Here is a 23,430-nt window from a genome sequence, read left to right on the forward strand (position 1 = left end):
TCTTAAGCCCTGTAAGATGCCGCCCACGCTTTTCATGGGCTATTTACGCTATCATGAGTTTTCCTGGCGTTCCAGAAGAGAATGCATGATGCTTAAAACCTTTTCCTTACTCATGGGCTCGGTATGACCCATGACACAAATATCAAAATCAAATCCTTCCATTGCCCCGATCAAGGAACGCAGTTTGTCCTTATCTAAAAAGCAGTTATTATAATAATCCACCCCAACCGCATCTCCAATAAATAACACTCTTTCCTCAGGGATGAATATGCAGACACAATCTTCGCTATGGGGAGACTCCACATGATGTAATTCTGCGGCAACATCTCCCAAATCAATCTTCATGGCTTTTTCGAATGAGACATGGGAAGTCACCACCTGTATCTCTGCAGGCAGGGGGTATTCTTTTCGGATGCAGGTGTCAGCAAATTCAATCTCAACCTTTTCATCCAGTCTCTTTTTCATCTCAGAATCCGTCCATTCCCACCTTGCCATTTCTCTTAATTTATCATTTGTCTTCTCATGAGCGATGGTGATCCCTTCCACTGAATGCATCCCAAAGGTGTGATCCCAATGCCAATGAGTGACTGCAATCATATCCGGCTTTTTTAAGCCTTCCCGATCCAGAGCTTCATGAAATGATTCAATATGTTTTTGGGAATTGCCTGCATCTACCATTAATGAATATTTCTGCCCTTTAACATATCCAAGAACCGGCCTGTCGGCCTCTTTATCATACATGCTGTAAAAAATCCGATCTGTCAACTGTCGAAATTCCATAAATAAAATTCTCCTTTCAAAACCATCACGTTGTCTCTTTATCCATAAACACCCTGGAACCTGTTGCACCCTTTTGTCCCTGGTATTTTCCCTGATAGGGATTTAAAGCCATCTCATCCATCTGCGCAAAAACAAGCTGTCCCACCCTGCGGCCGGATTGCAATTCTATTGCACAGCGATTGGCATTAAATAACTCAAGAGTGATTTCTCCTTCAAACCCGGGATCAACCCAGCCTGCATTTTGGATAAATAAGCCCATCCTTCCAAGTGAACTCCTGCCCTCTACAAATGCCGTAAGGTTATCAGGCATCACGAAATATTCCAATGTAGTGGCAAGGACAAACTGTCCCGGGAGAAGAAGATACTTATCCGCCTGGATCGTTTTATATCTGATTTCATTTTGCATTGTAATGATCCCATTGGGTGAGTCTTCAACAACACTAAATGTAGTTCCAAGGCGAATATCCACACTTGCCGGCTGTATTTGTTCTTCCTCAACAGGCTCTATTAATAGTGTTTTTTCTTTTAACATTCTGATAATTGTTTTATCCGATAAAATCATAGTAAAATCCTTTCTTTCCATAATATCAATAAATCCCAGCCCAAGGCTGCAATAGAAACCATAAACCGGATTTTAGCAATTGCTGTTCTCTTTGCTCTGCCTCCGCACCATTCCGCATTTGTCTTCCGGCAGGTATTCAAATTGGTGCTTATGGTAGAGCAGGTCAGCCGGGCGGTTTGCTATCAGGCAGATATAGCTGTCTTCATGAGTATTCTCTTCAAAGTAACCGTCAATGGCCTTCATGATTTCCTCCCCATAGCCTCTCCGATGATACTTCTTATCTACCATAATATCACTTACAATGTAAGTGATACCTCCATCCCCCGCTACCCTGCCAAATCCCACCAGTGTTTTATCATACAGGCATACTGTAAACAGGGAATTTCTTAAGGCGGTCTGACTTCTGTTTAAATCTTTATTTCCCATACCGGAACGTAACCGGAGGCTTATGTAATCCTGGGCTGACGGAACTTCATAAACTATTTTTATATCCATTTTTTATCCTCCACAAACCTGTGATTTTATAAAAGAAACATCTTTGCAGAATACGGAAATAAGTTGATATTTATGTTTATAACAGATCATCTTTGGTAATGGCTGTTTATTCACAGTTAATATTTCCACCACTTTTTAAACACGCGAAAAAATGGTATTTACCCTTCTAAGGATAGCCTTGCAGCCTTTTCCCCATGGATCCGCGCCGTATCAAAAACAGGCAACTCCACATCCTTTTGCTGAATCAACAGGCCGATTTCCGTACACCCCAGAATTACCCCCTGTGCGCCTCGCTCTGCAAGGCCCTGGACAATATTGAGGTATTTTTCCTTTGATGCCTCTGAAATAATTCCCAAACATAATTCATTATAAATCACATCGTTTATGGTCTCAACTCCCTGTTCATCTGGAATAAGAACCGTAATTCCTGCATTTATCAGCTTTTCCTTATAAAAATCCTGTGTCATGGTATACTTTGTTCCCAGCAATGCGACCTTTGTAATGTTATGGCGTTGCAATTCGTCTGCCGTTGCCTCAGCGATATGTACAATGGGAATGTTGATGCTCTTTTGGATCTGGGGGACAACCTTATGCATGGTATTTGTGCAGATCACAATAAAGTCTGCTCCTGCTTTTTCAAGATTTTCAGCCACTGTTGATAAAATAACAGCGCTTTTATCCCAGTCTCCTTCTGCCTGGCATTTCTCTATTTCAGAAAAATCCACGCTATATAACAGAACCTTTGCCGAATGCAATCCGCCCAACTCTTTTTTTACTGTTTCATTCACGATCTTATAATAAGTGACCGTACTTTCCCAGCTCATTCCTCCGAGCAATCCAATGGTTTTCATTTTTACCGGCCCTCCCACTTCTTTTTTGTTGGTATTATATCATACTTATCTTTTTTCGTCTTTACCTGAATCACATCTATCCCTGAATTCCCCGGCATTTAAAATCCAAAGGCTGTTTAAAAAATTTAATACCAAAGCGGTTAATATAATGCTTTTATTCCTGCCATGAAAAGCCTGAGTCCTTCTTACGCAGAATATTGCCGGAAAATAAAAACCGCAACATTGTGAAAAGCAGGAACAGGATTTAGCTGCTCCTGACAACCATGAGGCCGCCGCTCCATTTTTCTGCAACAATCACCCTGACCGTCCGCTGATAAACGTTATATAATACCCTTTTATCCCCATGCCTGCCCTATTTTGTTATATTCGGTGAAGGTTTTCAATATATTACTACTGTAATAAAATTGCGAGGTATAATTAATGGATGTCCCATTAAATCAGGTAACCAGCCCCACGGATGAACAGCGGCGCGAAATGATCAGGAATTCATTAGAAACGGAAGGCCGTCCGGAAGATTACGAATATATTGTCAACTTACTAAGTCCTCCCCCTGATATCATAAACTACGCATCCCCGGGAGAATTAAAAGGAGTAAAAATCGGCGTCATCGGAGGAGGGCTGGCCGGTTTATCCGCTGCATTCGAGCTTCGTAAGCTGGGAGCCGATATTAAAATCCTGGAAGCCAATGAAAACAGAGTCGGAGGAAGAGTCTATACCTATTATTTTGATCGGGAAGGAAAATACTACAGTGAATTCGGCGCTCATAGAATTCCGGTAACCCATGAAACCACCTGGCACTATATCAATCTGTTCGGTTTAAACACCCGTCCTCTGTCCGTAAGGAGACGCAACAATTTTATATACGTACATAATACCCGTTTGAGAACAACGGACTCCATCGAGCAGATACTTTATCCTTTATACGATCTGACCCCTCAGGAAAAAAACACTCCATGGGCAGAACTTAATGATTATGCCTTTCTGTATCTGATGAAACAGCTTCCGCCCAGTATCCGGTCCGAGCTGATACGGATATTACCGGAATATTCCCCGGAATATCTGACTCTTACAAATTATTCCGTCCGCCAGACCTTGGAGAATTTAGGATTAAGCCAGGGGGCGATCAGTCTAATCTCAGGAGTCGATCCAGGTACCGGTGCCCTTCTGCAAATCAGCTATGATGAGACCACACAAGAGGAATATACTCTCGACTACCGAAACACCTATACCATTGAAGGCGGAATCGTAAATCTGCCATACGCCTTTATCCAATCCTTTCTCACCGAAAACCCACCCCAGTATGAAAATATTCCAGGTTCCCAGCTTGGTACCGTCACCTATAATCCCGGTCAGACAGTCACTGGGATCTATCAGCCTCAGAATGGCAGCCAAATAATTCTGACTTATGACAATGTGAGGGATTCCAGGAGAACTGCCGAGGTTTTTGATTATGTCGTATGCGCAATTCCCTATTCCACGCTGAGGGAAGTTGAAATCAAACCATACTTCAGCAATATTAAGATGCAGGCAATTTTAGAATTTAACTATGTGAATTCCCAAAAAACGCTTTTCCTGTGCAAAGAACGTTTTTGGGAACAGAACGCCGATTACGGACGAATGGTAGGGGGATTTTCCCCGACAGACCTGCCCATTCAGTCCATCTTCTATCCGGGAGATCATTTACTTTGCCCCGATGTCAACTCCTGTTCGCCGGATGATCCCGGGGTGCTGGTAGCATCCTATAATTATCATTTAAATGCAACGAGGGTGGGGAATATGGAAGCCTCCTTGCGGTATGGACTGATAAAGGAGAATGTGGAAGAGGTTCACGGATTGCCAAGGGGCTTCTTAGATTATATTGTGGTAGACCATAAAACAGTGGTGTGGGATAACCAGCCCAATAACCGGGGGGCCTTTGCTTCGACTCTTCCAGGTCAGAAAAAATTATTTGCCTATGAGATGTTAAAGCCAGAATTTAATCAGCGGATCTACTTTGCCGGTGAACACGTATCCACAAAACATGCATGGATGCAGGGTGCATTATATACCGGCATGACAGCCGCCAATCAGTTAGCAGATCATTTTCATAATCATTTTCAGTAATATCATGATTACACAAAAAGGAGGTTACTAAGCCCATCAGGGCGAGGCCATCAACCGTCCATGGCTTAATCGTCCATATAAACAAATCTTTTTGTCAGGCTGTCTTTTCATTGGTTGGAATAATATTCAGACACAACGAACTACCCACCGAGCAACGGTTTTATCTTTTTCCGCTTGCGCGGTGGGTAATTTTGCAATTTGCCCATTAACGAATAATTGACTTATTCCTGATCTTCAACAGTTAAAAAGGAATTATAGAAAACAGTTTCAGAGCCAGCTCTCTTAAAGCCCTTTATCCTTCAGCTCCGGCTGTCCACCCAATCAAAGAAACCGCCTGACCTTTTTACAGTATACCGTATATGTTTCACCGTATATTCTTTTCAAGGATTGTTCCTCAAGCAGGATCTGCCGGTTGAAAAGCCATATTCCGGCAAAGACATAGATCAATATTATCCAATTGGGAATAATCAGAAATATTCCTATCAGAACCAGTCCAAACGCCGTATATATGGGATTACGGCTTATGGCAAATGCACCGGTGGTTACAAGTTCACCAGGATGGTTTTCATCCAGACCGACACGAAAGCTCTTTCCAAATGAAATCAGAGCATATAGGAACAATAATATCCCCATTACGCATACAGCCGCACCTGTCCAGCCGGCAAGTGCATTGTTAAACAATTCAGCACCGAATTCAGGCAGACCAAAGGCTCCTGCAAGTACAATGTAAAATAATAGGAATGCAAACGGGGGAATTAAGAAATCCTTTTTATCCATCTCGCCAAACTGAATGGCTTTTATTCCCAGCCTTTTTAATTGGAATGACCGGGCTGTAACAAGCATTACAAGCAAGATCAATGTTGCCGCCCCAATATATTTCGCCATATGTCTGACTCCTCTTCCAAACCCACCACAGTGCACGTTCCGTACAGGCGGTAGATTTTATATTATACAGCCATAAGTATTTCAAGAAATCAAGGTATAGCCTATTCCAAACCGTTTTCCACAAAAAGAGACGGATCATTTTTGTTGCAGTACAAAAATCCACCCTTCCAATAACGGTCATCATCCACCTTGTTTACCTGCCCGTCATCCTTCATTTTCAGCCGGCTTCCGCCTTGACCAACCTTTCCCCCAAGATAAATGCAAATCCCAAAAATAACAACCATAAAAGCAAAGGAAAGAACCATCATCAGTTTTTCATTTAATACGTACAGCATAGTAAGCTGAATGAAGGTAAACATGAGCATAACCATTAATCCCATAACGAATAAAGAAATACTCATTATCCACCGGAAGGCCTGAGCCCTTTGGGAATTCCCATGATTCCCGGATATGCCAATGCCAAGGTTGACTCCTGCAAACAGCAGGAACAGGAAGAATTCTCTTTTACCGGACTTTATCGTTTAATAAAACCATATGGACATGGTCTTGCCATATGCCGTTGATCTTTAAGTATTTGCGGGCAATGCCCTCATTACAAAACCCCAGTTTTTCAGTCACTCTCAACGACCGTTTATTTCTGGGAATTATATTTGCTTCAATCCTATGCAGTCTGTATTCCTTAAATACAATATCGATTCCTTTTTTAATTGCTTCTGTCATATAGCCTTGATTGACTTCGCATTGATCCAATTTGTAGCCAAGATAACAGGATAAAAAGGAACCCCAAACAATGTTAGTAAAACCCATAGTCCCAATAATCCGGTTTTCGTTACCCCTTTTAAAAATCCAGAGTCTTAATAAGTTCCTGTTTTTTGTCATGGACAAGTCATTTTCAAGCTGCTCTTCATGGTATGCCTTTGTATAAAACGCCCTACTCCTGGCAGGCTCCCACTCTTGTAAAAAAGACCTGTTTCTCAGATAATAATCTAAAACCATCTCTGCTGAAGATTTATCCAGCACTTTTAGAACTAATCTTTCCGTATGATAAATCTGATTCCCCATAACGATCTCCTTTTGTTCTTTTCTCATATAACAGCAGAGCACACCAGCATCTTATTCTTATTTTCAGTTTCTAAAATTACAACATTACGTTCCACATACCCATACTCTTTTCCATCTTCCGAAAACTCTATATGGTTTCAGGTACAAAACGTCATGGAAAGCATTCCCCTGACTTCTTTATTGAATCAAAACCATTCCGCCATTGCGCTTAAAGCCAGTCTCCCACAGCTCATTAAAAGACATCCAGTGAAATTCTCCATAGGTTGCAATCTTCACATAAATCTCATTTTCCAATTCTTCATATCCTATGAGCATGAACCAATGCCAGACAAGATCTTTGAATTTAACATTTTTATGCTGCAGCAGCAAAAAAGGGATTGGAATTCCATTATCAATTTGACTTATTAATTTCTTTGCCGCTTCCATTACAGGAACCTCTCCCGGACAGCTTTCCAGCCGTATATCCTGCTCCCCCACATCTTTTAGATATTCGTAAAACCCATCTATAAACACTTCCAGCGTATTAATTCCCTGAAAGCGGGGCCTGAGATATGGCTTCATTTTCTTAGAAAACCTGATATAGTCTTCCTTGCCAAGTCCTTGAATATCATAGGGATACAGGTGGTTTTTATTGTCATAAAGCGCCATATTAATACAGGCGTCACATGCCGCAGCAGCTCCGCAGCCTCCCAGATGCATCATGGGGTCCCGGAACCAGCTCTGATTTCCGCCAAATGAATTTTCAATTGTAAAATAAGGTAATTCTTTCTTCATTTTTTCCTCCTTGCTTACTCCTTATTATAGGAGCATTATAGTACCAGTCTTAGCTTTCGTAAAGGAAAATAGTCATTTATGGGGAAAAGCCGTTAATCGGCCGGCAATGAGCGGCACAAATGATGGTATATATAATTTATGTATCATTTACCTAAGGCATTATGATTCCTTGAAAATATCTTTCCGGCAAGATTGTTGAGAAAAACACCGCAGGGATTGCCTTTGGGGCTAAGGGCGCCGGAGAAATCACTGCAATCACATTTGCCCCGGCCATTCAGAATGCATACTTTCAAAAGGATGGGGTGTTCCGCACCAAGCTTCCGCTGGAGGATACGTTTTATGGGAAGTAAAAGCTGCGGCTGTTTGCAGGCTGAATCTTCCTGTCCATGATTACTGTCCATAATTACACATATAATTACCAGTTCCACGTTACATAAGGAATGCGCTGGTATAAAACCAGCGCATTCCTTGTTGGCAGTCCAGGCTTCCGTAATCACTGCCTGACAGCCACGGCTATGGGGCCTGCCTCCACCCTCCGCATAAATTAATATGCAAGCTGTTTTGACCGGCCTAAAAACACTCCTAAACGGCGTACAAAACGTATTCCGTGGGAAAAATTGTGGATCCATAATAGCGTATATAAAAATTATAGGAAGGATCAGCTTCGTAAATGATACGGGCCAGTTTCCAAATGTCTTTGTGATTATGATATATGCTTAGTGCGAACTTTGGATGATTTTTCTTGATCTTTTCCAGGCAGCCTAAAAGGGCCTCCTCTTCTCCGCCTTCTATGTCCATTTTTATAAAGGTTACGTCTTCTTCTATATCATCATCTATTTTTGTTATGGGCACGGCAATGGCTCCGTTTTCAGAAAGCTGGCTTACAGAGGATAAAACATTAGAAGAAAGGTACATAGTGCCATTTCTACTGCTTGCTCCCTTTTTCCTGATAATTACATTATCCAGCTTAAAGAGCTCCACATTCTTTTCAATATATTCTATATTTACAGGTACGATTTCATAACAGTACATCCTTTTATAGCATTTGCTTCCGAAAACCTTTGAATAATTGACAACAGTATCTCCGATATATGCCCCAATGTCCACAAAAACCTCATTTTCACTGCACGTTACAATATCAAGGTCAAAATATTGGTCAAATGATTTTTCATAGATCTTCTCTATTCTTTTGGGATCCGACATAAGCCAGTAGCAAAGTATATTAACGAGAATTTTTTTTGAGCGATAATCTTTAAGGATTTTATAGAGCCATTCAAAATCTTCCCGGTGTTCAACAAGAGCATGAGCCCTGTTTTCTGCAAGCTCATAATCTCCCTTCTCCGGGTAATAAGTTCCCCAAAGCTTATGCAGATTTATGAAATTAATAGTGCTATAATACAAACGGCTATCTGTTGCTTTAAAATGTCTTAAATTTTGTTTGACAGCCTCCGTCATTTCATAAACATTTTTTTCTTTCATGTACCCTATGAGGCGTTCAAATTCTATATCAATTTGGTTAGACATGGGAGATAAGGAAAGGCCGCCTATATGGTCAGGGCGATTCATTACCAAAGGTTCTGATTGAAAGGACATTTTCCTTTCATCCTCCTTTATTTTTTTGTATTCTAATTATCATATGTAAATTCAGGCTAAATTGTGTAATTACAGGATCTGTTGGTACCATTGTTCCTGTTTTTTGTTTCACCCGCTTCATCCCCAAATACAAATTTTACATTGCATTTATAGCCGAGACAAAAATTCCGGTCAGAAGGTTGTGCCGTCCAGCAGTAAGGGCAGCATATCCCTTTTTCAGAGCGTGTTTCAAATACCACGTCTTGAAATGAAGCGATTGGCCCGCTGGCAAGTTCTAAGAGATGATTCTGATGATCTTCTTTTAAGCTGTTGATCCTTTCCCAATATTTCTTATTTTTACTTTCTTTATTACTTAATACCTGCTCATATATCATATTTAAAGCGATTCCGGCAGCAACCAGTCCTCCGCCAATAAACGTTGTCCCTGCGTATTCGCTTTTTGTAAACATATCAATCACAATTCCCATAAACACCTGGCCAACAAACGTTAAAAGCGTTAACCGAAATGCTGCAATTCTGGGAACTGTTATATTGCACAAGCATACGGCAGTGACCCCCAATACCCCTCCCAAATATATCCATAGTTCAGGCGAAGGCGACTGGAAGATAAAAAAGAAATTGCTTTTTTCAAGAATAACTGCGGCTGCAACTGCAATTGGAAGCCCTACCACATGATTTATAAATGAGCTCTGCATCTCGCCAACGTGCTGGGACAGTTTCGCATTTACTGTTCGTGAAAGGACAATTGTAATTCCTGCGCAGAAAGAAAACAGTACGGCATATAATGCTGTATCCACGGAATCATCCAGCATTACAAGAATACCTGTCAGAGAAAAAGCCAGCCCCACCAGGGAGGACTTCCTGAAAGAATGCTTTTTCATGCCCAAAAGCCCCAGGCAGTCAATAAATATGGAAGCTGCTGTCTGGCCAAACAGCCCTAAGGCTATGATACTTGTTAAGCTGATCTTCCCATATGCAAAGTTATTAAAAACTGTTGTCAAAACACCAATGGCTCCCCCCAGATATAGCCAGGCAGGCAACCGGTTCTTAAAGAGAATCCTTTTCTTTGTCAGCCTGCAAAAGAAGAAGGCAAATACAGCACCAACCACATGAATGATGACTGTGGCATTAAAATTGCCGTATTGAAGCGTAAGCCTGCCGTTGATTGCAATCATAACTGCAATGACTAATCCTGTTAATAAAGACAGTATATTATACATATATTCACCCCCATAAAGTCATTGTATATTACAAATTGACATTCCTATAGGACATATGTCATACTGGTTATATTATATATACGGTATAATGGAGGGGGGGTAAATCAATGAAAAGCAGTCAATTAAAAAAAGAACATCTTAATAAATTAGAAGGATATGGCATAAGCAATATGATCCTGGATGCCGGATTATGTCTTAAATTTGACGCCGGTGAAACCATTTTGCATGAGGGCATGGCAATTTTATACCTTTTAATTGCGGTAAAAGGAAAGGCTAAAGTGTGTACCATTGCAAAAAATGGCAAAGATCTGGCTTTGTGCTATTATATTTCCCATGGTCTTATAGGCGATATTGAATTGATGACCAACACCAGTATTGCATCAAGCAGTGTTATAGCCATGACTGATTTTGAATGCATCGCACTGCCCTATAAAAATTATGCCGCAGATTTAAAAAACAATCTTACCTTTTTGAACCGGCTTGGAAGTGAACTTTCTGTCAAATTAATACGCAGTTCAAAAGATTATGTATCCACTGCTTTGTGTTCCGGAGAGGAACGCCTGTGTTCCTACATTTTAGAGTCATCAAATAATGACGTATTTAATGAAGTTCTGGCGGATGTGTCCTCTTCCATCGGCATGAGCTACAGGCATATGTTCCGCCTGCTGAACCAGCTCTGTATTGACAGGGTGTTGGACAAAAAAGATTATGGGTATCTGATTATTGACCGCCATGAACTGATCCGCAGATCTGCTGATTCTTTTTAAAATAAGCCTGCTGTTTGTATAGGTGTCTGGCTTCAGTCGGCATTATAATGCCAGTTCCAGTCCCCATGATAGATCATCCTTTTATTCATTCCTCCATCCACAGTGATGGTCTCCCCTGTAATAAAATCCTGTTCACATAAAAACAGCACCATATCCGAGATATCCTTGGGAGTTCCTATTTTTCCTGCGGGAATTGCCAAACGGTCCTCCCGGCTGAATTCCTGCTGCTCCGTGACATTGATCCAGCCTGGGGCAATACAATTGACAAGAACATCCGGCCCCAATGATACCGCCAAAGCATGTGTCAACGCAACAATTCCGCCTTTGGCACTTGCATATGCTTCTGTATCAGGCTCTGACTGAAATGCACGTGATGAAGCAATATTAATGATTCTTCCTCGGTTTTTGATTAATTCGTCCTTACATAAACGGCTTAATTCATATGGAGCCTTTAATCCGACGGATAAGGTATAATCATATTCTTCATAAGATGAACCGGACAAAATACCTCTGTTTCCACGGCAGGCATTATTGACCAGAACATCAATCCGTTTAAGCTTTTCAAGGGAAAACTCAATGAACCGTTTTAATGTCAGAGGGTCCGCCACATCTCCCAAAAAGTAAAACAGGTTTGAATTCCCTTCTGCAAAATCAGCCGATTTCTTTTCCTCTATATCAATAAAGCAAACCTGATCACCCGCCTGAATGAAATCCATACATATTTTTTTTCCTATGCCATGGGCGCCTCCGGTGACAATAATTCCTCTATTCATAATATCCTCCTATGTTTCGTAATGATATCTATCTTTTCCAAACAGGATCCATTACCTTCCTAACCGCTTATTTCTGTGAATCCAGTATGAATAGGTCTGCATCATGGCCCATGAATATTTTACTTCCTTTATGGAATGTTCTGGACCATATATTTTTGTATCCTATTTCTGATAAGATAGTTGTCAGCTCCTTCTGATCAAAGCCATTATGAACCATATATGAAACTATTTCATGGTTTTTATTAAAATCAATAATTATCAAATGTCCTCCCGGGTTCAAAACATCATACAGCTTTTCTAATACTGACTTATAATCTTTGATATGGAGTAAAACCTGGACCATGAAAATATAGTCAGAATGTAAATCCCCAAGACTGTCCTTTTCAAAGTCAAAACATAGCGTAGCTGCATTCTGTATATGAGAGCCGGAAATTTTTTGTTCTATTTGATGAATCATGTTTTGTGATGTATCGAGAAACAATATTGACTTAAAATCATCCAGCAGATTCATGCCAACAAGGCCAGTTCCGCAGCCAAAATCAATGGCACTCTTGTTTTTCCCATCAACTACATATTCAAGAATGGCGTTTGATGATACCTTTGCAATTTGGATTCTTTCAGAAGTGTCATATTTATCAGCTATCATTTCAAACTTATCCGTATTCCCCATAATTACATCTCCAATCTGTCTTAATAAAAAACTACTGCCAGCCTGTCATGTGCCCAGCCGTTTTCCATGGGTAACAACTGGCAGCAGCTCTATGGCAGGCAATCCTATGCGGTTTGTGAGATAGACAGGTCCTTGGCCCATTTGACCGCTTTAGAAGAATTTTCTTCTGTATGTTTCTTCGGTTCAACAAAATCTATTTCAGAGATGAATTCATTCCCGGAAAGCTCTTTCTTTAGTTTTGCAAAGCACTTTTTGGCTCCGCCGCCTCCATGGCTGGCAAACAGTGCGATCCGCTTGCCCTGGATTTTGTATTGGCTGATAAAACTTTTTATGGGTGGAGTAAATGACCCGGCCCAGATGGGCGTTCCAATAAGAATCGTATCATACCGGTTTAAATCAATGGGTTCGTTTATCAACTCTGGCTTTTCACCAAAAATAACGCTCTTTCCTCCCCAAAAGTACTTCTGAAATCCTTCCGCCGGATACTTTTTGCTTATTTTTAACTCCATGATATCGGCGCTTATGGTTCCTGCAATGGTTTCTGCAATGAATTTCGTATTGCCCTTAAATGAAAAATATACAACCAGAGTGCTCATAGTAATTCTCCTCGTAATATAAGCTCATATACCAACAAATCAGTTATAGGCTTATTCTTTTTGTGATATAGATAAAATAACCGCCTCTAAAGGCATTCCCATTTTCCTTATCTCATCCATACAGCCAACCGTTACATAGTCAATCGGATATTCGCAATGACCAAGGGGCAGAACCTTTAAATTCCCAAACTTCTCTTCTGTTGTCAGGAACAAAGTATCCGGCATATTACGGACCCCTTTGTTTCATGATTGATCATCACCTTTCTCAGAAATAATTTTCTTTGCCTCAACAGCCCAATCCCTCATTGCAGAATAAATATAAACGCCGCAAAGGGCGGTTAGCTGACTGTAGGAGCAGTCAATCTCCTGCTCTTTCAACTGCTCGGAAAGCTCAACATAGCAGTTCATCTCCTGGACCAGCTTATCATTCCTTTTGATAAAATCGTCCAGATGCCCAAGGAGAACCTTTGGTTCCGTGTTATCTCCAAAGGAGATTTTGAGTAATATCTCGTACCTTATCTTCTCGATTTCAGGCGCTTCCCTCAACCAATGGGAAAGCTCCTTTCTGCCTGCATCGGTGATGCTGTATTGAATCTGTCCGCGCCCGTTTTCAAGCGGAATATTATTGGAGGTGACGGCAAGACCCTCGGCCACCAATTTCTTGAGAGTGGGATATATCTGACCGAAACTCTCCTGCCAGAAATGGCTATATTCGTTCTCTATCCATTTTTTTATGGTATAACCGGTCTGCGGCATGCGGGCAAGCATTCCCAGAATGACATATTTGGATTTTCCTGTATTTTCTTTCATTGGTACACCTTCTGTTCATTTTATATATCACAATGATATATCATAATAATATGTGCTGTCAAGACCTTTTGATTACAAAAATACATCAACTCTCTGAGATTGTACTAAACCCGCTGATTTTGAGCCAAGCAATCATGAATTTTATAAATCTAACTTTCTGACATCATTTACCATGGGGCAAATGACAGCAATTCCCATAATCAAAATACCTGATATTAGAAACCAATGATTAACACCAATCCGGTCTGCAAAGAATCCGGAAAGGATCAAACCAATGGGCATAGCCAGAGACATGAGGCTTCCTGTCAGAGAAAACACACGTCCTAGATATTCCGGTTTGATCTTTTCCTGAAAAAGAGCGGTTTGAACACCGCTGTAAAACGGAACGGAAAGCCCCATAATGACACAGCAGACGGCAAATATAACAAATCCATCTGGAGGAAGCAATCCCGAAACGGTCAAACTGGCTCCCATCATAAAAATAGAGGCTGTTATAAATAAGACCCTCTTCTTTAAGTTACCAAATAAACCTAACAGCAAACTGCCTGCCAGCATACCCGAGGCATAAGCAATCTCAGTAATAGAGACATGTACCGGTGTCCCGGCAAAATATTCCATGCTGATCAAAGGATAAAGTGCATTGATGGGCATATAAACAAACTATATCATTCTAAAATAACTAAATTCATTTTCCATCTCACTGCTCTCTCATTTTTATTTGCTATCAAAAAAAAGCTCACCTGCTGAAAAACAAGTGAGCTTTCTATCCTTTGCCGTCTATGAAATTATTTGCAGTATACGGCTACTGCGTCCCGCAGAAACACTGCACAGCCAGGTGCAATTTTATCGTAATACGCAGTAAAACGGGGATCATCCACATACATCTGTGTCACTCCGATATGGGCTTCTTTGCTGTAAGCATCCCAATAAAAGCACAGCCATTTTTTATGCAGCCGGCAGGCTTTTTGCGCCAATTCGCCGGCAGGGTCACCTTGCTCAAAGGCAGCCTTTAATGTTTCATTTAAATCTTCCGTCAGTTTTTCCAATTCAATATACTGCTCCTCGCTCATGTTTAAAACCTTGGCGTTGGAGCGGCTGACGCTCTCATCCCCGTATTTTTCCCGGGCTTCTTCTCCATACTGCCGTTCATTATCATCCACCAGCTTTTGAAGGAAGCCTTCAAACTTCTCCTGATCACTCATTGTAATTTCTCCTTTCATGGTCTTAATTGTCTTCTCTACATTGGCGACAAGCAAATCCAATTGCTCTCGCCTGACAAGCAGGGCAGTCAAATGACTCTCCAACGCCGAAAGCCCGTCAAAGTCCTTTGAAGCCAGGATATTTCGGATTTCTTCCAGCGATACCCCCAATTCACGGTAAAAAAGGATCTGCTGCAGCCGGTCGACCTCCTTTTGTCCGTAAATCCGGTATCCATTGGAACTGGATCGGGCGGGCGGGAGCAATCCAAGTTCATCGTAGTACCGCAGTGTTCTTGTACTGACGCCCGCCAATTTCGCCAGCTTATTAATGGTGTATTCCATCACTTCACCTCCCTGTAAAACCACTATAAACTATTACGTTGCGTTAATGTCAACAGTTTTATAACGTATAAAATATTTATCCTGGATACTTAACTATTACCATTACATGTTTTAAATATTGAACCGACTCTGCTCTTTATGTCAAAATACCCGGAATCCATTAATATTGTTGGCTTAACCTTCAAAGCATCTGGTCTTCCATTTTCCAGACATTCTTCATTTGCATATGCAGCAACAATTTCTCCTATAAACATTGTAAAATCAAATATAGGAATTGTTTGAACTACTTTGCAAAGATAATTTATGGGGCATTCTTTTATCATTGGTGCATTTCCTGCTTTATCGTAAAATGACTCAAAAATGTTTGATTTATCTTCTTTCTTGCCGGTTACAGTTCCACAATAATCAGTTTTTTCTATATCATCAGAAGAGGGAATGTTTACAGAGAAGTATCCGGTTTCTATGACTCCAGTTGTTGTATAATGGGAATTTTTTAACGAAATATAAAGCACAGGCTTTTGACTTACAACTCCATACGCTCCAATGGTGGCATAGTTTGGCTTTCCCTTAACAGAAGCTCCGGCTAAAACAGTAATATATGGTCCATAAGGAATATTGGCTATCTTTGTCTTTGTCATATTTATTCTCCTATCAGTCTTTTATATTTTTGTTGCAACAGTGAAAATTATATAACAAAAATTTATAAATATATAGACTTTTTCTTTCTCATGGGTTATCATATAGATAGAGTGTGCCCCAAAGGCATACTCTTTTTTGTTTTGTCCCTTATGTCTGTTTATGATACCTTCAGCGGTTCTTTTTCTATTGTTTAACGTTCAATCCTCTATCCCCTGTTCATTAACCTTTCAGCCATAAACGTAAACCTATGTACCGGCATAAATAATGCCGCCATTGCTGGCGGCAGATAATTACTGGCTTTGGTACTTCCTGTTTTTAGGGTAAAATGTTCCCGGCACTCAGGTAGATCTCATACCATTCTTCGCGGGTAAGCTTAATATCAGCAGCTCTGACACAATCCTTTAAACGCCCTGCATTCATGGTCCCGGTCACAGGCTGCATGTGGGCCGGATGGCGCAGCAGCCATGCCATGGCAATGGTCGTACTGCTGACCTCATATTTCGCAGAAATTTCATCAATCTTGGCATTGAGTTCCGGGAATTTTTCATTGCCCAGGAATACACCCTCAAAAAATCCGTACTGGAAAGGAGACCAGGGCTGTATGGTGATATCATTTATTCGGCAGAAATCCAATACGCTGCCATCCCGGTTTACTGCCTGTTCATCCAGCATATTGACATGCTGACCCTGGGAGATCATATTGGCATTTGTAATGCTCAACTGTAACTGATTAGCCACAATCGGCTGCTTAACAAACTTTTTCAGCAACTGTATCTGCATGGGATTTTGGTTGGAAACCCCAAAATTACGTACTTTACCTGCGTTTTGCAGGATGTCAAACGCTTCGGCAACCTCTTCCGGTTCCATCAGCGCATCCGGACGATGCAGCAATAATACATCCAGATAATCGGTTTTCAGCCTCTTTAAGCTGCCGTCCACTGCTTCTAAAATATGCTCCTTGGAGAAGTCGAACGCCACGCCTGGGCGGATACCGCATTTGGATTGCAGAAGCATCTTTTCCCGCACTGTCGCGTTCATATGAACCGCATCTGCAAATATTTCCTCACATGCACCTCTGCCGTATATGTCTGCATGATCAAAAAAATTAGCCCCCATATCCAGGGATTCCTGTACAAAACGCTCCGCTTCGGACTTTTCCAGTTTATTGATGCGCATACATCCCACTGCAATCGTGGGCACCTGCAAATCCCCTAACTTAACTGTTCTCATAATATTGAACCTCCTTAACAGATTTAAACTGTATACAATTAAAACCGCTGTAAATGTTCTTTTCCTAAAAAACCCATGACCTCTCCGTCAGGTCTTGTCACCAAATGCGTTGCTTACCGCCATTGTATCCGGAAGAACATCCTGTGTTTTCCTATTGCGCCAATTTGTAAATCTCCAACACATCCTGCCAATACAGCTTTTTTAAGCCGCCAATGGGCGTCTCATTTCCAAATGCGGCATTTGTGGCCTTTTTAGCCATTAATTCCAACTGGCTTGAGTCGATGCCCAGTTCCCCAAGGGTTGTGGGAAGTCCCATCTTACGGAAAAATTCACCCAGGCGCAAAATGGCTTCCTGAATTATTGAGTCCGGATCCCGATAGCTGCCTTCCACACCCATGACATTAACTGCAAACTGCACGAACATGTTCACATTATCCTTATAGACATACTGCATCCACGCAGGAGTCAGTACAGCCAGACCTGCTCCGTGGGCCACATCGTAAATGGCGCTGAGCTCATGCTCCATGCCATGACAAGCCCAGTCCTGCTCACGCCCCATACCCACTAAACCGTTATGGGCAACAGTACCTCCAAACCCCACCTCGCACCAGGCATCGTAGTTTTGGGGATCTTCAAGCACAAGGGGAGCGTTCTTTATGATGGTCTTTAATACCGTTTCACATAAGCCGTCCGTCAGATCAGTATGGGTTGTGTTGGTAAAATAGCGTTCAAATACATGACTCATCATGTCCGCCACGCCGTTGGCGATCTGGTTCTTTGGCAGGGTAAAAAACAATTCCGGATTCATGACACTGAGCAAAGGCCGAAGGCGGGGACTGCCATAACCGTATTTCAGTTGTTTTTCTTCATTGGTTATAACGGTATCGCCGCTTGCCTCGCTGCCGGCGGCAGGAATGGTAAGAATTGTGGCTACAGGCAGTGCTTTTTCGATTTCTTTGCCCTGTTCATAAATTTCCCAGACATCACCGTCATAATATACACCCATTGCAATGGCCTTGGCAGAATCAATGGCGCTTCCGCCTCCAACAGCCAGGATCAAATCCACCTTTTCTTCTTTGCACAGGGCAATGCCCTCATGTACCAGGGAAAGGCGGGGATTTGGCACTACGCCCCCTAGTTCTACGTAAGAGAGTCCGTTCTCCTTCAATGAATTGACCACAGTGTCATATAGTCCGCTCTTTTTAATGCTGCCTCCGCCGTAATGCAGCAGAACCTTGCTTGCATGGGGTTTTAAAAGCGAACCAATCTGTTTCTCCATGTCTTTTCCAAAAAGTATACGTGCCGGTGAGTAAAAGTCAAAATTAAGCATTTGTTTTCATCCTTTCTTTGTGTTTGTTACTTGATTTACCATGTGATCGTATCAGGATCGGCAGAATATCCGCAGCAGCCCTTTAAGCCGGCAATCACCTGCACGTCTTCAGGGGAAAGCTGGAAATCAAACACATCTGCATTTTCCCCCATGCGCTGAGGCGTGACGGACTTAGGCAGGGGCAGATATCCACGTTCCAGGCTCCACCGCACGCAGATCTGGGCGATGGACTTGCCGTACTTTTGTGCCAGTGCCTGCATTTGCGGAACTTCAAAAATCTTACCTACGCCAAGGGGACTATATGCCTCCAGAAGAATCGAATGGGTCCTGCAATAATCCACCACCTTATCCTGTGTATCGCCGGGACAAAGCCGGATCTGATTGACCATTGGCTGGATCGTGGCCGTCTCCATAAGCGTCTCAAAATGATGAGGATGGAAATTGCTGACACCGATGGCGCGAATGAGCCCGGCTTTGTGCAGCTCTTCGAATGCTTTCCAGGTGCCGGCATTGGCCTCCTGCCACTGGCTGCGGAACTTGATTGGATTGGGCCAGTGAATCAGGTAAAGATCCAGATACTCCATATCAAGATTTTTCATCGTCTGCTTAAAGGCCTTCATGGTATTTTCATATCCATGCATGTCATTTTGCAGCTTGCTGGTGATAAAGATATCCTCCCGGGCAATGCCGCTTTCCTTTACTGCAATGCCGACGCTTTCCTCATTACCATAGCCTGCGGCGGTATCAATATGACGATAACCGCACTTAAGAGCTTCTTTTACCGATGCAACGGCAATATCCCCGTTTTGCACCTGCCATGTACCAAAGCCAATACATGGGATTTTAACACCGCCTGAAAGTTCGTAACAATCTGTTAATGTTTTCACTATATTCTCCCCCAATCTGCAATTTGACAAACTGTTATTTTGATAGTATATTTGTATCATAAACCTTAACCTTAACTCTAAGTCAATATGTAATTTCAAAAAGTTTACTATTTTTGAATAATAACAAACAATTCCAAAATAAGGGGGATGATATCCATATGGGTTATACAATCAAGCAGGTATCAGAGCGAACAAATCTAAGCGCACACGTACTGCGTTTTTATGAAAAAGAAGGTCTTTTGTCCAATATCAACAGAAGCAAAAGCGGCATACGCAGTTATTCTGAAGATAATCTGGAATGGCTGGGACTGATTTGCTGTCTTAAGAACACGGGCATGTCCCTTAAACAAATCAAAGAATTTGTAGATCTAAGTGCAGAAGGCAGGGAGACACTGAAACAACGCTGTGACATTTTGATCGAACACAAAAAGAATGTGGAAGCTCAAATTCAGGAAATGAACAGGCATCTGGAAAAGGTATCTTATAAAATCTCCCATTATACAAAGCAGTATAATGAATACAAGTATGGCGGATCTCATCAAAATACAGAAACTTAAGAGATATAAACCAAGTCAAAATCCATAGCGGTTTCATTACAAGAGCCTGCTCCGATATACATCGGACAGGCTCTTGTACATTCCGTTTTAACCAGTACCCTCTTTATCTCATTCATCATATCCTGCACAAGCTCCTGTTTGCCGTGTTTTCAGTGATGAGTACCATGGCCATGTCCCTCACAATTATGTCCTTCCTCGTGGTGATGGCCACATTTGACATCGGAATCGTATTTCAGCCGATTCAGGAGATAATCTTCCACAGCTTTGTCTGCATCGCCAATTACTCCGCCAAAAAATTTAATGCCGTTTTGAGTCAGGGAATTTTGGGCACCGCTGCCAATGCCTCCGCAGATCAGCACGGAAACCTTCCTGTTTTTAAGAATACCAACAAGCTCGCCATGTCCGCGGCCGTCTGCAGAAAGGATTTCTTCACCAGCAATTCTTCCGTCACTCACTTCATAAATTTTGAAAGCTTCCGTTTTCCCGAAATGTTGAAACACCTGTTTGTTTTCGTAAGGTACTGCAATGATCATAGTTATAATCCTCCTGTTTTATTTATTAAATTTATCAATCAAACTGTCTTGCGTTGGGCAGTTTCATTTTTACCGTTCACCATAGGCATGGTTTTGAATTTATTCGTCTTTTTCTTTTAAAACCGATTCTTCCGGATATTGTTTCCTATGGCAATGTCTGCAGCCGCAATGTGTTGGGCGGTCATTGCAAACCACATAATTACCGCCGGCAATGTGCAGTTCCTTTCCCGCCACAAGGCATTCTGCCAGTTTCCTACGGGCACTGTTATAGATTGCCTGTGCCGTTGTTCTGGCAACCTCCATTCTCTCGGCGCATTCTTCCTGTTTCAGCCCTTCAAGATCGATCAGTCTGATTGTCTCGAATTCGTCAATGGTCATACTGATTACATGGGCACCTGATTCAGGTGCATCCAGGGGACCGAAGATCTGGCTCTTTGGCATACAACAAACCCGTCTGCATTTGTGAGGTCTTGGCATAGATTCTACCGCCTTTCTCAATCAATCACATAAATGGCATATGCCATTTATACAAGCATTATATCTTTATTATCGGCATATGTCAATAACTTAATTATTATAAAGTTAATCAGCCAGATAGTCTTTGCACACCAATGGCTAATAAATACACCCATTGGCAACTCTACGGAGCGTTTATTGAAAAACCGGGAAGCAAGAGCTACAATTATTTTGCAGGAGGAAAGCCATGCAAAGGAATAAGGCCGGTAACATCATCCGCAAAGCACGTTTGGAACAAAAAATGACGCAAAAACAGCTTGCGGATAAAATAGATATTAGTGATAAAGCAATTTCAAAATGGGAATGCGGATCTGGCAATCCGAATGTATCTTTAATTATAAAGCTTTCAGATATTCTGGGCATTGATGTTCGGGAGCTGTTAAAGATGTATGAAAAACCGTGAGCATCTCATCAAAGGCAATACAGCACTGCCTCAAGTATTATGAACTCAAAATTTAATTAATTTACATGGATGGTGAAAATAAATGGAAAGACTTTCAAAAAAAGATCTGAAAGAGCAATATAAAAACAGAGTACTCATTGGTGGAGTGTACTGTATTAAATGCAATGACAATATTAACTTTGGGATTCGGGCAACAAAAGATATGCAGGGTTCCAAGAATCGTTTTGCATTCTTCGTATCAACTGATTCTTGCCCTGAAACATCCATGATTGAAGCATGGAAGCAGTTTGGGGCATCTGCCTTCTCTTTTGAAATACTGGAGGAGATACAAAAGAAAGAAACACAAACAGAGCGTGAATTTTCAGATGATGTAAATACCTTGTTGGAGATGTGGACTGAAAAGTTAATAGAAGAGAGAAAATGAATATGGAACATAAAATCGAAATAAATAAATTTCTTGATGATTCCGGAAAAATCAAGCAATTATCCCAAAAGAAAATTCTCAGAAATGCAACCCTCTGTTATCTGGCAGAAAAATTTGAATCAGACCGTAATTATACGGAAAAAGAAGTAAACTTCATCTGTGAACAATGGCATACCTTCGGAGATTATTTCCTGCTCAGGCGGGAACTGATTGATCATGGGTTATTATGCCGCCAGCCAGACGGTTCCCGTTACTGGAAACCTAGATCTGAATGAAAGAAAGAAGAAAACCATATGTCGAATAAAACAGAGAAAGATTTAAGTTTAAATACTGCCTTTCATCCAATTGATTTCCATAACTGGGATAGAAAACAGTATTTCTATTATTTTACTAAGATGTTACCCACCGGATATTCCATTAGCATAGAAGTAGACATCACCAACACCTACAACATGATAAAAAAGCAAAACAGGAAATTTTTTCCTGCCTATCTATACTTGGCTTCCAAACTAATCGCTGAACAGCAGGAATTTTGCATCTCCAATTTAAATGGACAGTTGGGGTATTATGAGGTTTTACATCCCTCCTATGCTTGTTTTCATGAAGACGACAAGACCATGTCAAATATGTGGACTGAGTATCATCCAAATTTCGGGACTTTCTATAATAATTACATGGAAGATCAAAATAATTATGGAAATAACCATGGTATATTGGCAAAGCCTGATATGGCACCGGAGAATAATTTTATAATAGGTATGCTGCCATGGATCAAATTTACAAGCTATGCACCGGTTCCTTATGCCAATAGCAATGGTTATTTCCCCATATTACAGGCAGGGAGATTTTCTGATAGAGAGGGGAAGATAATAATGCCTCTTTCTATTACGGTTCACCATGCTGTGGCTGATGGATATCATGTGGGTTTATTTTTAGAAAAGTTCCAGGCCGGTATGGCTAACCCGGAGAACTGGGTATTGTTTAGATAGCCACCTCTCTATTCTGTCAATAGATAATTATTTTCGTCATTAGCTGCTTCCAGCGTTCTAATCTCAAAAGATTTACATCCTGAAGCAATAAAAGGATCAGCTTTTGCAATATTCATGGCTTCATCCAGATCCTCAGCCAGGAAAACAACCATTCCTCCCGGATAATCTGTGAATGGCCCGCAAAGTACAAGTTTGCCTTGGCTCTTTAATTCTTTTAAATGCTCAACGTGGCTCCTTATGATCTCCTCATTGAGAGGCTTTATGTTTTTCATTAAGTATACATACATTCTTGTTCCAGCTCCTTTGTATTCATGTAATAATGAACTTGTTAAATCTTATCAATGATTCTCTGTAATGTTCTATTAATTCCTGTATTTTCATTTTAAAAATGCGCAGACCTGTTTGTTTATAAAAATTCTCTCCATAGTTCTCCTCCCTGC

At 41.3% G+C, this 23,430-nt stretch carries 30 protein-coding genes and 1 pseudogene; 7 read left to right on the forward strand and 24 right to left on the reverse strand.

Annotated elements, in window-relative coordinates; genetic code table 11:
* Positions 1-51: 51 nt before the first annotated feature.
* From ACYVD3_RS18905 to ACYVD3_RS18920, 4 genes are all read right to left on the reverse strand, one after another.
* Positions 52-780 carry an MBL fold metallo-hydrolase gene (locus ACYVD3_RS18905; RefSeq protein WP_460644040.1) on the reverse strand — a complete coding sequence of 243 codons (729 nt, stop codon included), beginning with the start codon at positions 778-780 and terminating at the stop codon, positions 52-54.
* Between the two features lie 25 nt (positions 781-805).
* Entirely contained in the window at positions 806-1,342 is a 537-nt protein-coding gene (gene dcd / locus ACYVD3_RS18910) for a dCTP deaminase (RefSeq protein WP_460644178.1), read from the reverse strand.
* Between the two features lie 72 nt (positions 1,343-1,414).
* Positions 1,415-1,837 (reverse strand): GNAT family N-acetyltransferase, encoded by a 423-nt coding sequence (locus ACYVD3_RS18915; protein WP_460644041.1) that lies wholly within the window; start codon positions 1,835-1,837, stop codon positions 1,415-1,417.
* 158 nt (positions 1,838-1,995) lie between these two features.
* A complete protein-coding gene (locus ACYVD3_RS18920) occupies positions 1,996-2,688 on the reverse strand; it encodes an aspartate/glutamate racemase family protein (protein WP_460644042.1) in 693 nt (230 codons plus the stop codon).
* A gap of 420 nt (positions 2,689-3,108) precedes the next feature.
* On the opposite strand from ACYVD3_RS18920, the gene ACYVD3_RS18925 reads away from it, so the two are divergent.
* Complete coding sequence (locus ACYVD3_RS18925) at positions 3,109-4,791, forward strand: flavin monoamine oxidase family protein (protein ID WP_460644043.1); 1,683 nt, start codon at positions 3,109-3,111, stop codon at positions 4,789-4,791.
* Positions 4,792-5,112: 321 nt separating this feature from the next.
* Here the strand turns inward: ACYVD3_RS18925 and ACYVD3_RS18930 are convergent, their stop codons facing one another.
* The 6 genes from ACYVD3_RS18930 to ACYVD3_RS18955 all read right to left on the reverse strand — a co-directional run bounded on the left by ACYVD3_RS18930 (position 5,113) and on the right by ACYVD3_RS18955 (position 10,325).
* Complete coding sequence (locus ACYVD3_RS18930) at positions 5,113-5,676, reverse strand: methyltransferase family protein (protein ID WP_460644044.1); 564 nt, start codon at positions 5,674-5,676, stop codon at positions 5,113-5,115.
* A 101-nt stretch (positions 5,677-5,777) separates the two neighbouring features.
* The gene (locus ACYVD3_RS18935; RefSeq protein ID WP_460644045.1) at positions 5,778-6,077 is read right to left on the reverse strand and encodes a hypothetical protein; all 300 of its coding nucleotides are present in this window, start codon (positions 6,075-6,077) and stop codon (positions 5,778-5,780) included.
* A gap of 103 nt (positions 6,078-6,180) precedes the next feature.
* Positions 6,181-6,738 (reverse strand): GNAT family N-acetyltransferase, encoded by a 558-nt coding sequence (locus ACYVD3_RS18940; protein ID WP_460644046.1) that lies wholly within the window; start codon positions 6,736-6,738, stop codon positions 6,181-6,183.
* A 177-nt stretch (positions 6,739-6,915) separates the two neighbouring features.
* Positions 6,916-7,512, reverse strand: coding sequence for a hypothetical protein (locus ACYVD3_RS18945; protein ID WP_460644047.1), 597 nt, complete (start codon positions 7,510-7,512; stop codon positions 6,916-6,918).
* 582 nt (positions 7,513-8,094) lie between these two features.
* Positions 8,095-9,105: an FkbM family methyltransferase gene (locus ACYVD3_RS18950; protein ID WP_460644048.1), complete on the reverse strand. Its 1,011-nt coding sequence runs from the start codon at positions 9,103-9,105 to the stop codon at positions 8,095-8,097.
* A 56-nt stretch (positions 9,106-9,161) separates the two neighbouring features.
* On the reverse strand, positions 9,162-10,325 hold the full coding sequence (locus ACYVD3_RS18955) for a DMT family transporter (RefSeq protein ID WP_460644049.1): 1,164 nt from the start codon (positions 10,323-10,325) through the stop codon (positions 9,162-9,164).
* 107 nt (positions 10,326-10,432) lie between these two features.
* On the opposite strand from ACYVD3_RS18955, the gene ACYVD3_RS18960 reads away from it, so the two are divergent.
* Positions 10,433-11,092 carry a cyclic nucleotide-binding domain-containing protein gene (locus tag ACYVD3_RS18960; RefSeq protein ID WP_460644050.1) on the forward strand — a complete coding sequence of 220 codons (660 nt, stop codon included), beginning with the start codon at positions 10,433-10,435 and terminating at the stop codon, positions 11,090-11,092.
* Positions 11,093-11,124: 32 nt separating this feature from the next.
* Here the strand turns inward: ACYVD3_RS18960 and ACYVD3_RS18965 are convergent, their stop codons facing one another.
* The 11 genes and pseudogenes from ACYVD3_RS18965 to ACYVD3_RS19015 all read right to left on the reverse strand — a co-directional run bounded on the left by ACYVD3_RS18965 (position 11,125) and on the right by ACYVD3_RS19015 (position 19,568).
* Complete coding sequence (locus ACYVD3_RS18965; protein ID WP_460644051.1) at positions 11,125-11,865, reverse strand: SDR family oxidoreductase; 741 nt, start codon at positions 11,863-11,865, stop codon at positions 11,125-11,127.
* 67 nt (positions 11,866-11,932) lie between these two features.
* A complete protein-coding gene (locus ACYVD3_RS18970; protein ID WP_460644052.1) occupies positions 11,933-12,535 on the reverse strand; it encodes a class I SAM-dependent methyltransferase in 603 nt (200 codons plus the stop codon).
* A 104-nt stretch (positions 12,536-12,639) separates the two neighbouring features.
* Positions 12,640-13,131 (reverse strand): flavodoxin family protein, encoded by a 492-nt coding sequence (locus ACYVD3_RS18975; RefSeq protein ID WP_460644053.1) that lies wholly within the window; start codon positions 13,129-13,131, stop codon positions 12,640-12,642.
* A 51-nt stretch (positions 13,132-13,182) separates the two neighbouring features.
* Positions 13,183-13,356: a hypothetical protein gene (locus ACYVD3_RS18980; RefSeq protein ID WP_460644054.1), complete on the reverse strand. Its 174-nt coding sequence runs from the start codon at positions 13,354-13,356 to the stop codon at positions 13,183-13,185.
* Between the two features lie 18 nt (positions 13,357-13,374).
* The gene (locus ACYVD3_RS18985; protein ID WP_460644055.1) at positions 13,375-13,941 is read right to left on the reverse strand and encodes a PadR family transcriptional regulator; all 567 of its coding nucleotides are present in this window, start codon (positions 13,939-13,941) and stop codon (positions 13,375-13,377) included.
* A gap of 141 nt (positions 13,942-14,082) precedes the next feature.
* Positions 14,083-14,601, reverse strand: a pseudogene (locus ACYVD3_RS18990) (MFS transporter); the annotation flags it as partial.
* Between the two features lie 125 nt (positions 14,602-14,726).
* A complete protein-coding gene (locus tag ACYVD3_RS18995; RefSeq protein ID WP_460644056.1) occupies positions 14,727-15,482 on the reverse strand; it encodes a MerR family transcriptional regulator in 756 nt (251 codons plus the stop codon).
* 89 nt (positions 15,483-15,571) lie between these two features.
* Positions 15,572-16,120: a flavin reductase family protein gene (locus ACYVD3_RS19000; RefSeq protein WP_460644057.1), complete on the reverse strand. Its 549-nt coding sequence runs from the start codon at positions 16,118-16,120 to the stop codon at positions 15,572-15,574.
* A 316-nt stretch (positions 16,121-16,436) separates the two neighbouring features.
* Positions 16,437-17,351 carry an aldo/keto reductase gene (locus tag ACYVD3_RS19005; RefSeq protein WP_460644058.1) on the reverse strand — a complete coding sequence of 305 codons (915 nt, stop codon included), beginning with the start codon at positions 17,349-17,351 and terminating at the stop codon, positions 16,437-16,439.
* Between the two features lie 151 nt (positions 17,352-17,502).
* On the reverse strand, positions 17,503-18,681 hold the full coding sequence (locus ACYVD3_RS19010) for an iron-containing alcohol dehydrogenase (protein WP_460644059.1): 1,179 nt from the start codon (positions 18,679-18,681) through the stop codon (positions 17,503-17,505).
* Positions 18,682-18,716: 35 nt separating this feature from the next.
* Positions 18,717-19,568 (reverse strand): aldo/keto reductase, encoded by an 852-nt coding sequence (locus tag ACYVD3_RS19015; RefSeq protein WP_460644060.1) that lies wholly within the window; start codon positions 19,566-19,568, stop codon positions 18,717-18,719.
* Positions 19,569-19,726: 158 nt separating this feature from the next.
* Between ACYVD3_RS19015 and ACYVD3_RS19020 the strand changes: the two genes are divergently transcribed.
* Positions 19,727-20,125 carry a MerR family transcriptional regulator gene (locus ACYVD3_RS19020; protein WP_460644061.1) on the forward strand — a complete coding sequence of 133 codons (399 nt, stop codon included), beginning with the start codon at positions 19,727-19,729 and terminating at the stop codon, positions 20,123-20,125.
* A gap of 149 nt (positions 20,126-20,274) precedes the next feature.
* Here the strand turns inward: ACYVD3_RS19020 and ACYVD3_RS19025 are convergent, their stop codons facing one another.
* Positions 20,275-20,658, reverse strand: a complete 384-nt coding sequence (locus ACYVD3_RS19025) for a NifB/NifX family molybdenum-iron cluster-binding protein (protein WP_460644062.1) — start codon at positions 20,656-20,658, stop codon at positions 20,275-20,277.
* 99 nt (positions 20,659-20,757) lie between these two features.
* Positions 20,758-21,135: a DUF134 domain-containing protein gene (locus tag ACYVD3_RS19030; RefSeq protein ID WP_460644063.1), complete on the reverse strand. Its 378-nt coding sequence runs from the start codon at positions 21,133-21,135 to the stop codon at positions 20,758-20,760.
* Positions 21,136-21,361: 226 nt separating this feature from the next.
* Between ACYVD3_RS19030 and ACYVD3_RS19035 the strand changes: the two genes are divergently transcribed.
* The 4 genes from ACYVD3_RS19035 (at position 21,362) to ACYVD3_RS19050 (ending at position 22,990) form a co-directional block, all read left to right on the forward strand.
* Positions 21,362-21,577, forward strand: a complete 216-nt coding sequence (locus ACYVD3_RS19035) for a helix-turn-helix domain-containing protein (RefSeq protein WP_460644064.1) — start codon at positions 21,362-21,364, stop codon at positions 21,575-21,577.
* 82 nt (positions 21,578-21,659) lie between these two features.
* Complete coding sequence (locus ACYVD3_RS19040; protein ID WP_460644065.1) at positions 21,660-22,001, forward strand: GIY-YIG nuclease family protein; 342 nt, start codon at positions 21,660-21,662, stop codon at positions 21,999-22,001.
* A gap of 2 nt (positions 22,002-22,003) precedes the next feature.
* Positions 22,004-22,276, forward strand: a complete 273-nt coding sequence (locus ACYVD3_RS19045; protein WP_460644066.1) for a DUF2087 domain-containing protein — start codon at positions 22,004-22,006, stop codon at positions 22,274-22,276.
* 18 nt (positions 22,277-22,294) lie between these two features.
* Positions 22,295-22,990: a CatA-like O-acetyltransferase gene (locus tag ACYVD3_RS19050; protein WP_460644067.1), complete on the forward strand. Its 696-nt coding sequence runs from the start codon at positions 22,295-22,297 to the stop codon at positions 22,988-22,990.
* A gap of 8 nt (positions 22,991-22,998) precedes the next feature.
* On the opposite strand, the gene ACYVD3_RS19055 is transcribed toward ACYVD3_RS19050, so the two are convergent.
* The gene (locus ACYVD3_RS19055) at positions 22,999-23,277 is read right to left on the reverse strand and encodes a YciI family protein (protein WP_460644068.1); all 279 of its coding nucleotides are present in this window, start codon (positions 23,275-23,277) and stop codon (positions 22,999-23,001) included.
* Positions 23,278-23,430: the final 153 nt, after the last annotated feature.

This window comes from Lacrimispora brassicae (genome assembly GCF_054772055.1).